Consider the following 12,488-nt stretch of genomic DNA (forward strand, 5'->3'; position numbering starts at 1 on the left):
CAGAGTCTTGCGCGGACGAGCCGTGCCGTCACGCCGCGGCCGCGATCTGGAGGCTTTCCACGACCTGGGACGGCAAGATGACCCGCGCCGGGGCACTGTCGGCAGAGGCGAGGTAGGCGAGGAGCCTTGTCGGCTGCTCCGGCCCGCCGAGAGGGACCGGTTCAACGCGGCGCCATCCCCGGGCTGACGCCGCCTTGATGGCGGTCAGGTAGGTGTTTTCGCTCATGCGACCCAGAGTCCGGGCCCGCATGAGTAGAGCGGCCAGGGACACCTGCCACTGTCGCTTGAGCGCGAACAGGGCCGGCCAGTCGACCGTGGTCGGCAACTGGTCGTGGATGTCCTCGGCGGGCATGAGGAAGGCCGCCGCGAACTGGTGGGCCTGGGTCTCGACCTCTTTGACACCCCAGATCTGCTCGCCATGCAGCACGAGGTGAGCGAGTTCGTGCGCGCTGTCGAAGCGTGAGCGGGCACGATCGTTCTTGTCGGTGCCCAGGACGATGACCGGATGGTCGGAAAACGGCAGAGAGAAGGCGTCGACGTCCGTGTTGCCGAGGGGAAGGCGGATCACCGCGATGCCGTGCATCTCAAGAAGTCCCACGACGTCGGGGACTGGCCCTGAGGGCAGCCCCCACATCACCCGGACTCGGGCCGCGGTCTCCTCGATCTCGGCCCGTTCGGCCTGCAGTCCGCTGACGGGGAGCGTCGGCACGTCGCCGGCGCAGAACCAGTGCGCGGACGAGGCGTGGACGGCCAGGTCGTGGGCGACATGAGCGATGGCCCGTGCGCGGCGGCGGTCGGACACCGAGGTCCGGCGGAGTGACCGAAAGAAGCCCTCATGGCTTTCGACCATCGCTTCGTGGAAGAACTCCGGGGGCACCCCAAGGACGGCGGCCAGGACACCGCTCGTGTCCCGGCTGGGCCGTGCCGCGCCGCTCTCGAACTGGCTGATCGCGGCAGGAGTGAGCCCGCTCTCGCGGGCGAGCTGCGTCTGGCTCAGCCCGGCCAGTTCCCGGGCGGTCCGCAGCCGAGAGCGCTCGAACGCCTGCGTGCTCATCTTTCCCCTTGCCTGACCTGTCTGATCTTGGTCTCCATATCTTGGCGGAACACGGAAGCCGCGCACGCTCCAGGGGCGTGGCCGACACAGACCTTACGACTCGAACGCAGAAACCCGCACGGAAATGCGTGTCGTGATATTAAGTTACTCTCGATGGCGGAGATCCGGCCCTGGCAGGCGGATCCTTCGAAGAACCCATGGTGCGGGGGCGGTTGGAGTGACGGAGCGTTTCCAAATACTGGCCCTCGACGGCGGCGGCTTCCGCGGCATGTTCTCCGCCGCGGTGCTAGCCCGCCTCGAAGACGATCTCGGTGTCCGTATCGCCGACCACTTTGACCTGATCGCGGGCACCTCGACAGGTGGAATCATCGCGATGGGCCTCGGACTTGGGCTGTCCCCGCAGCAGATCCTGGAGTTCTACACCGAGCACGGGCCGCGCATCTTCCGGGACCGCAGCCGCCTGCGGGGCCTGAGGCACCTGATGCGCGCGAAGTACAGCACGGAGCCGTTGCGCGCGGCCCTGACCGAAGTCTTCGGCGGCCGGACCTTCGGGGAGAGCACCAAACGCCTGGTGATCACCTCCTACAACATCGCCGCCGACGACGTCTACCTCTTCCGGACCCCGCATCTGCCTGGCCTTAAGCGCGACTGGCGCGAGAAAGCCGTAAACGTCGCGCTGGCCACCTCCGCCGCGCCGACCTACCTGCCCGGGATGCCCCTGGACGGAGCACGACTGGTCGACGGCGGCGTCTGGGCGAACAACCCGGCCATGGTCGCGCTGACCGAGGCCGTGGGCCCCCTGTCTGTGCCGCTCGACACAATCCGGGTATTCAGCCTCGGGACCACAACCGACGTCCGCCACCGCCATCGCCGTCTCGACCACGGGGGCCTGCTGCCCTGGGCCGGCGATGCGGTCGAGGTGCTCATGCGCGCACAGAGCGAGAGCGCGGCCAAGCAGGTACGCCACTTCGTCGGCAAGGAGAACGTGCTGCGCCTCAACCCGACGGTCCCCACGGGCGCCGTCTCCCTGGATGACGTCGACACCAAAACTCTCTCGGGACTGGCCGGACACGTCAGCCGCGACGTTTCCCCGGCCCTCCACCGCACCTTCTGCGATCACCACGCACCGGCCTTCGTCCCCCTCCACTCCGCTCGCAAGGGATGACATGAGCGCGTACCACCAGACGCAGAACAACACCGACTCGCCCGAAAAGATGCTTTCCATGCTGCTCGACGGCGCTGTGGAAGTCCTCGACATCGCCCCCGACCTCCACGACACCGCGATCGAGCGGTACGGAGAAGTGGGAACCTGGCTCGCCGAGAACGGCAGTCCCGGATGGGAGATCCACTCTCAGGGGTCCTTCCTCCTCGGCACCGTGGTGCGCCCCAACACCGAGACCGGCGAGTACGACATCGACCTCGTCTGCACACTCCCGCTGCAACGGGACAGCACAACGAGAGAGGAACTCAAGCAGCGAGTCGGTGACCAACTGATTTCCTACCGGCGTTGGAAGCAGCGCCAAGGCCACACCGACGGCCCCGAAAGTCTCGAATCCCGCCGCCGCTGCTGGACCCTCGGGTACCCCGGCTTCCACCTCGACGTCCTGCCCGCCATCCCTGACGAGGAACACCCGCCCACCGGGATCCTCCTGACAGACAAGAAGCTCTACAGGTGGCAGCACAGCAACCCCCTCGGCTACGCGGACTGGTTCCGTGCCCGCTCGGAACTCTCCCGCGCCCTGCTTGAAAAGCGGCTCGTCGCCAGCGTCGCAAAAGTCCCCGAACATCACATCCGCAGCACCCTGCAGCGACTCGTCCAGATCCTCAAGTGGCACTGCATGCTCTTCTTCGCCGACGACACCGACAACCGGCCGCCGTCCATCCTCCTGACCACACTGGCTGGCCGTGCCTACCGCGGCGAGGATGATCTCTTCACCGCCGTGCGCAACGTGCTCGCCGCCATGCCGCGCTTCATCGAAAAGCGCGACAGCCAGTGGTGGGTCCCCAACCCCGCCCACGAAGAAGAGAACTTCACCGACAAGTGGAATGAGTACCCTGAGCGGCGAAGGGCGTTCCTCTCCTGGTTCGACGAGATCAACACGATCATGGACAATCTGGCCCTGTCGGAGTCAAAGGGCCTGGACGTCGTCTACTCCCAGCTCATCAAGTCCTTCGAAGCCGGCCCGGTGATGCGCTCCTTCGCGAGCTACGGGACCCGCATGAAGGCCCCGACCGGTCAACGGATGGGCGCCACCGGGCTGCTCTCCACGACCGCTGCAGGCCCTCGCAGGAAGCCGAACACGTTCTATGGCCCACATCCCGGCCCGCGCAGTTAACCTCGGCCGTCAGATGGCCGCGATCAAAGCGGCCATCCCGGGCGCCTGCGGAACCGTACGAGGCGGTGAACTCGTCTGCACACTTACACTGCAGCCGACCCCCGTGAGCAGGATCTACACGGTACGGATCATCTACCGTCACCGGCGCAGGCCACGTGTGACTGTCATCGACCCGCCGCTGGCGCTGCATCCGGACGCCACGGCACTCCCGCACGTCTATCCCGACGGCGACCTGTGCCTGCATCTGCCTGGCGAGTGGAGCGAGCACATGTTCCTCTCGGACACAATCCTGCCGTGGACGTCGTCGTGGCTCCTGCACTACGAACTTTGGCTGGTTCTCGGGCGCTGGACCGGCAGCGGCCACGAGCACGCAGTAACGACACTCGATGATCGGATCCGGTAGGCCATACAGGACATCGATCTCCTCCTCCGCCAGACGAAGATGACGGCCGCATGGCTCTGCCGCTGCGCTCCCTACTCCCACGTCCGATAACCGTTGCCTGGTTCGTCACCAGCTGAGCGATCACGCTCCAGCCTTTATGACCGCCGGAGATCCATGACGGCTTGCCTCAGCGAGCCCGAGATCCAAGACGGGCGGCGAAGCCAGGTGCTAAGCGCGAGGTCGACCTCTCGTAGCCGTTGAACGAGCGGCGCTAACCGACGCCGCGCGTCGCCCGGATCGTGCGTGTCGAGCAGCTTCGCCGCGATGTCGAGTGCCGCACCGGTGGCCAGGCACTCGCTGGGCGGCACGGTGTAGGGCTTGGAGGTCTTCTTTTTGCCCAGAGTGTTGAGCAGAGGCTCGGCCTCCCCGACACGAGAGGCGTACTCCGCATCGAGGGCGGCGGCCAGACAGGGCGTGCTGGCGTGCTCGCGAGCGACGGGCCAGGTCCGGAAGATCATGGCGACCGTCGCGCGCAGATCTGCGAAGTAGTGGGCGACGGGGACCGGCGCCCCCGCGCTCGTCGTGCTCTCAGGGCCTCCCGCAGCGAGCAAGCCCGCAAGGTGTCGTTGCACTTGGACGAGCGCGGCCATAGTGGCCGAATCGAGTTCCCCGGCGGGGGCACTCTCCCGGGTCAGGTCGGCTCCGCAAGCATGTGCGGGATGCTCGACCGGTGCCGAACGCGCCTCAGCCGACCGGCATTGCCACGGGTTCAGAGCATCGTCCGACAGGCGGGCGATGGCGCTGCCTGCGTGGGGGGACTGCGCGAATGCGCCGCAACCGGGGCACTGGTGGGCGAGGAGCCGTTGGTGTCGGACACAGAGGAAGATCATGGGGAGGCGCCACAGCCGTTGCCAGGGACCGCCGTGCCGGTCCTGGATGAGGGTGCCGTTCCCGGTGAGGCAGGGCGGACAGTAGCGCGTGGAGCGGGTCAGCACCCACGGGTTGTCGTAGATCATCCGGGCTGGGGTGTTGCGTGGCGTGAACGCGGGGTTCAGTGGCCCATACCGTTGCCCGAGCGGAGCGAGGAGCATGTCGGCGACCTCGGCGGGCATCAGGAGGGTGGCGCGGGCAAAGACCGTGAGGTGGGCGTCGTCCAAGTGGTACTGGAAGCTCAGGGGCAGGCGGGTGGGCAGACCAGGACTGCCGCCGGGTGCCAGACCGGTGCGGAGCAGGATCTCTGCGGGGGTTGTGCCCAGCCGATGGGCCAGGCGCAGCACGAATCCGGTGATCGTCTCGTCGGGCAGCGGATCGAGGCTGCGGGGCAGGGAGCGCATGGTCAGCCGTTTCGTGGACCGCGGATGTCGATCTCGGGGCTCAGAGTGCTCGCTGTCTCCTTTGCGACTCCGAGCACCTGCTGCAGCGCAAGGGATGTGCCGGGGAGGCGTGCAAGGCGCCGGAAGGTGTCCCGGTTCAGTGCGAGGGCGGCGTCGTAGAACGGACGTAGCACTCGCTCTGTCCAGTTCTTGTCGCGGGCTTCAAGCACATACACAGCGATGCCCAGTACTGCACCCATGGTCAGGGCGGACTCCATGGGCGAGAGCAGTGAGTTGATCCCGTATGGGGTCTTCGATCCGCCCCGCCGCGTGCGACGTCGGCTGTCGCGCATTCGCTGCACCGCTTCCCGTTCGATCGCCTGTGCCAGAGCGGGTGTCGCTGCGAAACGGCTTGCCTCTGGCCAGGAGGCGAGGATCAAGGTGGCCACCACCCGCAAGTCGACAAAGTACTGGGCGACCGGCACGAGTCGGCCGCAACTCCCCGCGCCCGGCGGCCCGTTGGTGGCCAGCAGTTCGTCGAGGCGTCCTTGGAGGGCCAGCAGCGCCTTGAGGGAGTCGGCGTCCTCCGGGATACGAGCTGGGCCGACGCGGGAGAGGTCGGCCCCGCAGACCGACAGGCGGCCCCCGCCCGAGCCCGGAACGGATGGCGATCGGCACTGGGCCGGGTGGAGTTCTTCCATCCCCGGGCGAGCGATCAGGCCGGCGCGGGCGAACTGACCAGGGGTGCGGCAAGCAGGACAGACCCGATGGAGGAACTGCCGGTGCCGAACGCAAGCGAAGACCACCGGCAGGCGCCATGACCGTCTCCAGGCACCGCCGTTCAGAGCCTCTTGCGGACTTCCGTCGCCCGCGAGGCAGGATGGGCAGTACTGGGATGTCCGTACGAGGATCCATCGATTGGGGCGGTCCAGCTGCCGGGGACTCGTCCACGGCCGGTACCTCCTGCTCACCAGACCGTATCGATGCCCCATGGGGGCTAGCAGTAACTTGTCGGCCTCCGCCACGGTCAGATGTGCCGCGTGTGCCGCCCGGGCAAGGCGTGACTTGTCCATGTCCACCAGCAGCCAGGGCGAGAGGACGCCGGGGGTCTCGCCCGGTCCGTCCATCATCCCCAAACGGGCTGCGACTTGCTCCGGGGTCGTGCCGTTGTGACGGGCGAGGCGGAGAATGAAGCCAACAAGGGTTTCGTCTTCGAGTGGGTCGAGGCTGCGGGGCAGGGGACGCAGGGTCATGCCTCGGCCGCCGGCGGTGTGCCGCGGTCGTCGAGAACCGTGTTGCGCCCCTTCCGGGCCTTCGGGGTCTTCCGGGCTGCTTTCGCCTTCGGCTGTGGGGCAGTGTCCACGTCGGGGATCTCTCCGGCTTCGGCGTCGCGTACGCCGTCCTTGCCGGGGATATTGCCCAGGTTGATGGTGATCTCGTCGAGGAGGTCGATGGTCAGGTTCTCCAAGCCGCTCTCCATGGCCCTGGTCAGCCCGTCCTCGATCAGGCGCCGCAGGAGACCGACGATGCCGTGGGTTCGGCGGTAGAGGTACTCGGGCATCAGCCCCTGGGACAGCGTGCCGGGGCCGGCGTTGAAGAGCCGAATCTGGTTCTCGACGCCGACGAGGTGGTCGATGAAAGCCGCGATGCCCGCGTCACTGCTGTAGTCGAAGGGGTCGAGTGTGACCAGGTCGAAGCGGCGCTCGGTCTGGGTGGAGGCGTCGGGGTTGTAGCTCTTGCTCTTCTTCAGTGGTGCGTAGACCCACTGGTTGGTGCGGGGGTCGTGCCAGCCCTCCCTGAGCAGGCCGGAGCGGGGAATGTTCACGCCGATGAGGACGAGTGTGACGTCCAAGTCCATCAGGCCGCGGATCAGGTCGAGGGTGTCCTGGTCGTCCTCCCGGTGCATCTTCAGGCGGGTGATGTCGTCGATGATCAGGACGGTGGTGGCGTGCGCCTTGATCGACTCGCGGGCGTTGCGGATCATGCCGCGCAGGTTCTTGCCGTAGGGGGCGCCGTAGTAGTCGAGAATTGCCTCGCACAGTCCGATCGGGGTGGCCTTCACCGGGGTCTGGCAGTAGGCGATCGGCGCGATCAGGTCCCGGGTGCCGGGCATTGGATCGAAGTAGCACTCGGGGTACTGCTCGAACAGGTCACGCCAGGTGTCCTCGAACTCGGCGGCGGTCCGGCAGGCGGTCTCCGTCTTGCCCTGGTACCCACCGCCGTTGATCATCAGCCCGTCCAGGGTGCTCGGACCGATACGCATCGCGTTGTTCTGGATCCGCGAACGCATCAGCGTGGTGACCACCTCACTCATCGGGGTGTCCAGCATCTGCATGTTGACGTGCGTGGCCGCGCGGTGCAGGTCATGCAAGGACTTCTTGCGCGGGCTCATAAGCCCGTACTCGGCCAAGGAGATCTTCCTAACAGGTATAAACAGGTCCCGTGTCCGGCGGAACTCCTGCCAACCCTCATACCGGGTCCGGTCCGGCCTCGGGCCGAAGCGTAGGAACGGCACGGGAGCGTTCGGCGGCTCCAGGGGCAGGTTGCTCATCTCACGTCTCCTCCGTCGGCTGCGGGTCCGGTTCGTCGGATCCGTCATCGTCGTCGGCGATGACGAAGAGGTTGCGGCCGCGGCGGCTCGATCCCAGCGGGGCGGGTGCCGACGGCTGCTGCGCTGGCCTGGCCGTCTCACGCCGTCGGCGCCGATGCGCGTCCAGGCTCTCGGTGGCCTCCCGGGCCCGTTCCCGCCACGACGGCTCCGTATCTGGTGCGCCGACGGCAGTCAGGAGCTGTGGCTTGTTCAGCTTCGGCGGCTGCTGCGGTCGGTCCGCAGCAGCCGCCTGGGCCTGGGTGATCTCGCGCGCGTGCTGCGTCCGCTGGGATTTGGTCAGCTGGGACGGCCACTTCGCGACCGGGTCGACGGCCCCCAGCATCCACAGGAGTTTGGGGACGAGCTCGCTGTCAGAACGTGGCTTGAGGCCTGCTTCCCGTACGCGGGTGAGGAGTTCCTCGACCCGTGCGTCACCGAAGGCCGGCATCTCGCCTTCCGGCGGCAGGCCCGTCCAGCGCAGTTCGTGCCATTCATGGCTGTCGGGATCCTGGAAGTACACCACCCGCCGGTCGCGGGGTTCGCGGTGGATGACCCAGTGCTGCTTGTAGCGGCCCCCGCGCGCCGAGTTCATGTCGGGCTGGTGCAGTAACGCGGCGTCGTACCAGAGCCCCTTGACCTTCACGCCCCGCCGGTGGATCCGCTTCACGTGGTGCTCGGGCAGGAAGCGGTAGTACGTCTCCGGGGAGGGAATGTCCAGGTCGAAGCCCTCCTGGGCGAAGGAGGCGGCGAACAGGGTGTTGGGGCTGTGGTCACCGCCGGGATCCCAGCTGGGCGCGAACTCGCCGAGCCTGCGGTTCTGCCAGACCTTCACGACCCAGGTCGCGATCAAGTGTTCCATCTCGGCCAGGGTCAGCACCGCATCGCCCTCCGGGTCCGCGCCGCGATCGGAGACGTCAACCCCCGTGTAACCGGCCAGCTTCTCGAACACCAGCGAGCGGATACTGCCGAAGACGCGCTCCACCGCGCTCTTGTCCTGCGGGCGCAGCACGCGCGCCGGAAGAATCCGGCAGCCCATCGCCTCTTGGACATCGACCAGATGGTGATTGCGGTAGACGGAACCGTGGTCGGAGGTGACGGTCTCGGGGGTGAAGAACGGCAGCCCGGCCACCTCGTACCCGGCGAACTCGGAGACCATGGCGGCTGGCAGCCCCGGATACGGCCACTCCATGTCCTCGCCCCACTCCTCCCGCATGGGCAGCGGCAGCATGACGTCGCGCAGCACCATCGCGACGTCCACCGAGGAGTCCGACACCAGAGTGAGCCGGAACGCGCAGATGGAGTGGGTGTAGACGTCCAACGCCAAAGTGAGGTGGACGGTGACCGGGTCACCGAAAACGTTCTCGCGGACCATCACCGGCAGGATCGTCGTGTCCAGCGCAACGACCTGGCCGGGGCGGGTCACGAGCACATGCCCGTTCTTGGTGGGCAGTTCGGCCGAGCGTTCGTACTTCTGTCGGGCGCCGCCCGGCCCGAACCACTCCTTCCACACCCGCAGCAGCGTGTGGTAGCTGGGGACCTCGATCTTCTCGCTCTCGTCCCCGTCCTCGTCTTCGTTCTCGAATGTCTCCCGCACATAGCGACGAATCATGTTCTCGCGAGTGCGTGCGCTCACCCGGGACCGGTGGTGCTGCGTCTCCGCCCTGACCGCGAAGATCGCCTCGCGAACCTCCTCGCTGACGCTCGGGTGTCCCCCGCTCGCCCGCAGCCACCGGTGATCGGCGCAGCCCACGATCCCGTACTTCCTGCGCCTGCGCTCCCAGCGCTCCAGCGTGCGCACCCCGACGTGCGCGACGCCCAGAAGCAACTTGGCCTCTTCGGGCCTCAGCGCCGACAACTCAGCGGCCTTCGCAGCGCGCCGCTCAGTCAGCGTCGTACGGTCCGGGTCGTACTCAGGGTGCGGTTCCCCCGGCTCGGGACGGAACGGATCACCACTGCGGAAGCCGCAGTTGACCTCCATCAGATGCGCGAAGCGCTGCTCCATCAAGGGCCGCTTCTCCGGCTTCACATCACTCCACGAAGCCGGCTGCCGCCCACGGTTGGCGCCCTCCGCCGCTGTACGCGACGACGGCCGACAACGCGGGTGGTTGACCAGGAAGCGGAAGCTCGCCCGCTGGCGCTCGCCGTCCGCACGCACCAGGTGGACCCGCCCCAGATGCGGCTCCTGCCGTTCGACCAGCCACTCCACCTCGTCGAGCACCACGCCCGCTCCGGGCGAGAGATCCAGTGCCGACGCCCCCATCATGAGATGCCTTCCGCCAGCACCACCCGCGAGCTGTCCGTCAACGGCTGAGCAAGGTCGATCCCGAGCCTGCGATGCCACAACAGGTGCAGCAACTGGGCCCGTGCCACCGGCCAGTACCTCTGCGCGGACGCCAACTCTCCGAACGTGGCGCCCTCTTCGACCTGAGCAAGCAGATCGGCCTGAATGCCGAGCACGTCGCGTGTCGGACGGCGCTTCCCGTACAACGCGCCGAGTGTGGACCGCACATGCGGACACCACTCGGCCGCGACCGCGTAGTGCCACCCGCAGACCAACGCCACTTCCTCCGCGGCCGCGAACGACTCCAGGTCCTCGGGCTCAATCAGGTCTCGGGGCCTCACGTCGATCAGCCAGCTCCCCGCCCGCGTGACGGCGAAGAAGTCCGGGGTGTGGTTGCGCCACTTCTCCACCGCACGGAACCGGATACGCAACGGCTGCGACAGCACTTCCACCAGATCACCGGCAAAGTCCAGAGCTACCAGCAGCTGATCCTCTTCGAGGCTCTCGAACCCATGCAGGCGCCCCGTCGACACCAGGGACTCCAGACCGGGCCGGTGCCGCTGCTCCCGTCGCCAGGTGAACCCCCGCATCGGCCCACGGCTCGCCACCGGCACCTGCCCCAGGTGCCGGACCGGCCCCGCAATCTCGTCCCCGGCGTACTTCCACGTCGCGGTCCACCGACCCGTCCAGCCATCGGACAGGTCCAGGTCGCCCCGCCCCGCGTCCAGCGAGACAGGGACCAGCAGATCTGTCCACGTACAGCTGTGGGACCACAAGGAGCCCCGGATATCGCTCATAGTCCCAGGTAAGCCGTACGCATCCCGCCGGAGGAGCGATCTTCGAAGTTGGCGACAACTTGCCTGCAAAAAGCACGTAACACGTCAACAACGATGCGAATTCGGCGACAGATATCGTGCTCAGTGCTTCAAGAAGGGCCAGGTCGGGGTGGGAGGTTAACGACAACTATCGTGCTCAGGCTCACCTACTGAGGCAGGGAGGCCGCACAGACCCCGGTGACGGCGGGTGGGGCGCTGATCTGGCGTTCGGCTCATGACCACTTCGTGACCGGTTCAGACTCGACGAGGACTCCGTGCACTACGCGGTCGAGATCTGGGCTCCAGGGCTGGGACGGTGAGCGGAGCTGGCAGACCGACGACCGGAACCTGGCTGTCTCGGCCGTGTTCCGGGCCGGTGGGCATGTCGGCCTGACCTGGACGCTCCGCCCATGGCCGAAGGCCGCCGGCGGGTGGAGCGCGGCGATCACCACGTGGGTGGAGGCCGGGGAGCAGATGGCGTCCTTCGCAGCCGACGTCCGGCACTTCCTCGCCAGGTGAGGGGCCGCCCTTCGAGGGCCCGAGCCGACGAAAACTCACTGGCCTCCCGCCCCACCCGGCGGTCAGACTTCCGGCGTGACGCTTCACGCGAATGAGATCCCGGCCGACGAGACGCTCGTCCGGTCACTGCTGAAGGCACAGCGCCCGCAGTGGGCCGACCTGCCGTTGTCGCCCGCGGGCGCGGGCACGGACAACACCATGTACCGGCTGGGCGACGACCTGCTCGTGCGGCTTCCACGCACCGCCGACAACGGACAGTCCCTGCGCAAGGAACAGGAATGGCTTCCCCGCCTGGCGCCCCTCCTGCCATGTCCGATCCCCGAGCCCGTCCACGCCGGGACGCCCACCGACGCCTTCCCGCTGGTCTGGTCGGTCCACCGCTGGATCGACGGCGAAGAGGCCGGCCCGGACACCGTCCGGGACTGGTCCGCCTTCGGAGCCGACCTGGCGGCAGTCGTGCGGGAGCTCCATCGCATCGACCTCATGGGAGCGACTCGCGCCGATGGCCTCAGCTGGTACCGCGGCGGCAGCCTGGTGCCGTGTGACGAGTGGGTCAGCAGGTGTCTCGACGAGTGCCGGACCATCGTGGGCTCTGAACTCGACGTCGACGCCCTGGAGCAGTTGTGGAGAGCAGGGCTCGCGCTGCCGGAGCCCTCCGGGCCTCACGGGTGGCTCCACGGCGACCTCAAGCCGACCAACCTCCTGGTACGGGACGGCAGGCTCCACGCGGTCATCGACTTCGGAGGACTCTCGGTCGGCTTTCCCGACGCCGAGCACGCCACCCTCTGGGACTTCCCGCCGCAGGCACGGCATGCCTACCGGGACGCCCTGGACCTCGACGAGGTGACCTGGACCCGCGCCCGTGCCTGGGCCGTCGCGGTCGGCGTCAGCGGAGTCTCGTACTACTGGCACACGTTCCCCGCCTTCGTCGCGGAATGCCGGGCACGCCTCGAGGCGATCCTCACTGACGCCGCTGCGCGCTGAACGTCCCCGGTCCACGCTGCTCGCCCGCCAGTTGGCGGAGACCCACCGGGTGCGGTCGGCGGAGCCGGACCGGCCGCCCGCCCACCGGGCGTGGACCGCCGGGACCCGCACGGCCACGAAGGCTGCTTCCTGCACCGGGACTTCCATCCCGGAAACGCACCGGCGACGGGGACGACCTGCGGATCAGCGGGGTCGAGCAGCCGGCCTGGACCTG

General features: G+C 67.7%; 11 protein-coding genes and 1 pseudogene. 5 read left to right on the forward strand and 7 right to left on the reverse strand.

All coding sequences use genetic code 11. The annotated features are described in order from the left end of the window. Positions 1–28: 28 nt before the first annotated feature. Entirely contained in the window at positions 29–1,120 is a 1,092-nt protein-coding gene (locus ACWD01_RS23445; RefSeq protein WP_451164742.1) for an ImmA/IrrE family metallo-endopeptidase, read from the reverse strand. A 151-nt stretch (positions 1,121–1,271) separates the two neighbouring features. Between ACWD01_RS23445 and ACWD01_RS23450 the strand changes: the two genes are divergently transcribed. From ACWD01_RS23450 to ACWD01_RS23460, 3 genes are all read left to right on the forward strand, one after another. Then, entirely contained in the window at positions 1,272–2,219 is a 948-nt protein-coding gene (locus ACWD01_RS23450; RefSeq protein WP_451164743.1) for a CBASS cGAMP-activated phospholipase, read from the forward strand. A 1-nt stretch (position 2,220) separates the two neighbouring features. Further along, positions 2,221–3,390 (forward strand): cyclic GMP-AMP synthase DncV-like nucleotidyltransferase, encoded by a 1,170-nt coding sequence (locus tag ACWD01_RS23455; RefSeq protein WP_451164744.1) that lies wholly within the window; start codon positions 2,221–2,223, stop codon positions 3,388–3,390. A 103-nt stretch (positions 3,391–3,493) separates the two neighbouring features. Then, complete coding sequence (locus tag ACWD01_RS23460; protein WP_451164745.1) at positions 3,494–3,793, forward strand: hypothetical protein; 300 nt, start codon at positions 3,494–3,496, stop codon at positions 3,791–3,793. 134 nt (positions 3,794–3,927) lie between these two features. Here ACWD01_RS23460 and ACWD01_RS23465 read toward each other — a convergent pair whose 3' ends face one another. The 6 genes and pseudogenes from ACWD01_RS23465 to ACWD01_RS23490 all read right to left on the reverse strand — a co-directional run bounded on the left by ACWD01_RS23465 (position 3,928) and on the right by ACWD01_RS23490 (position 10,753). Further along, positions 3,928–5,106, reverse strand: a complete 1,179-nt coding sequence (locus tag ACWD01_RS23465; protein ID WP_451164746.1) for a TniQ family protein — start codon at positions 5,104–5,106, stop codon at positions 3,928–3,930. Positions 5,107–5,108: 2 nt separating this feature from the next. Next, on the reverse strand, positions 5,109–5,786 hold the full coding sequence (locus tag ACWD01_RS23470; RefSeq protein WP_451164817.1) for a hypothetical protein: 678 nt from the start codon (positions 5,784–5,786) through the stop codon (positions 5,109–5,111). Between the two features lie 129 nt (positions 5,787–5,915). Then, positions 5,916–6,338 (reverse strand): annotated as a pseudogene (locus tag ACWD01_RS23475) (TniQ family protein); the annotation flags it as partial. Beyond that, on the reverse strand, positions 6,335–7,456 hold the full coding sequence (locus tag ACWD01_RS23480) for a TniB family NTP-binding protein (RefSeq protein ID WP_451164747.1): 1,122 nt from the start codon (positions 7,454–7,456) through the stop codon (positions 6,335–6,337). The pseudogene ACWD01_RS23475 and the gene ACWD01_RS23480, both read right to left, overlap by 4 nt. A gap of 181 nt (positions 7,457–7,637) precedes the next feature. Further along, the gene (locus ACWD01_RS23485; protein WP_451164748.1) at positions 7,638–9,938 is read right to left on the reverse strand and encodes a transposase; all 2,301 of its coding nucleotides are present in this window, start codon (positions 9,936–9,938) and stop codon (positions 7,638–7,640) included. Continuing rightward, entirely contained in the window at positions 9,935–10,753 is an 819-nt protein-coding gene (locus tag ACWD01_RS23490; protein ID WP_451164749.1) for a TnsA-like heteromeric transposase endonuclease subunit, read from the reverse strand. Before ACWD01_RS23490 ends, ACWD01_RS23485 begins: the two co-directional genes overlap by 4 nt. 264 nt (positions 10,754–11,017) lie before the next feature. Between ACWD01_RS23490 and ACWD01_RS23495 the strand changes: the two genes are divergently transcribed. Continuing rightward, positions 11,018–11,290 (forward strand): DUF6228 family protein, encoded by a 273-nt coding sequence (locus ACWD01_RS23495; protein ID WP_451164750.1) that lies wholly within the window; start codon positions 11,018–11,020, stop codon positions 11,288–11,290. A gap of 75 nt (positions 11,291–11,365) precedes the next feature. Beyond that, positions 11,366–12,274: an aminoglycoside phosphotransferase family protein gene (locus ACWD01_RS23500; RefSeq protein WP_451164751.1), complete on the forward strand. Its 909-nt coding sequence runs from the start codon at positions 11,366–11,368 to the stop codon at positions 12,272–12,274. Positions 12,275–12,488 lie beyond the last annotated feature (214 nt).

Source organism: Streptomyces sp. NPDC002835, assembly GCF_053591995.1.

What these genes read in the sequence shown, in the direction of transcription:
- ACWD01_RS23490 (WP_451164749.1), bottom strand. Translation starts at nt 10,753, where the DNA reads ATGAGCGATATCCGGGGCTCCTTGTGGTCCCACAGCTGTACGTGGACA.
- ACWD01_RS23465 (WP_451164746.1), bottom strand. Translation starts at nt 5,106, where the DNA reads ATGCGCTCCCTGCCCCGCAGCCTCGATCCGCTGCCCGACGAGACGATC.
- ACWD01_RS23455 (WP_451164744.1), top strand. Translation starts at nt 2,221, where the DNA reads ATGAGCGCGTACCACCAGACGCAGAACAACACCGACTCGCCCGAAAAG.
- ACWD01_RS23470 (WP_451164817.1), bottom strand. Translation starts at nt 5,786, where the DNA reads ATGGAAGAACTCCACCCGGCCCAGTGCCGATCGCCATCCGTTCCGGGC.
- ACWD01_RS23485 (WP_451164748.1), bottom strand. Translation starts at nt 9,938, where the DNA reads ATGATGGGGGCGTCGGCACTGGATCTCTCGCCCGGAGCGGGCGTGGTG.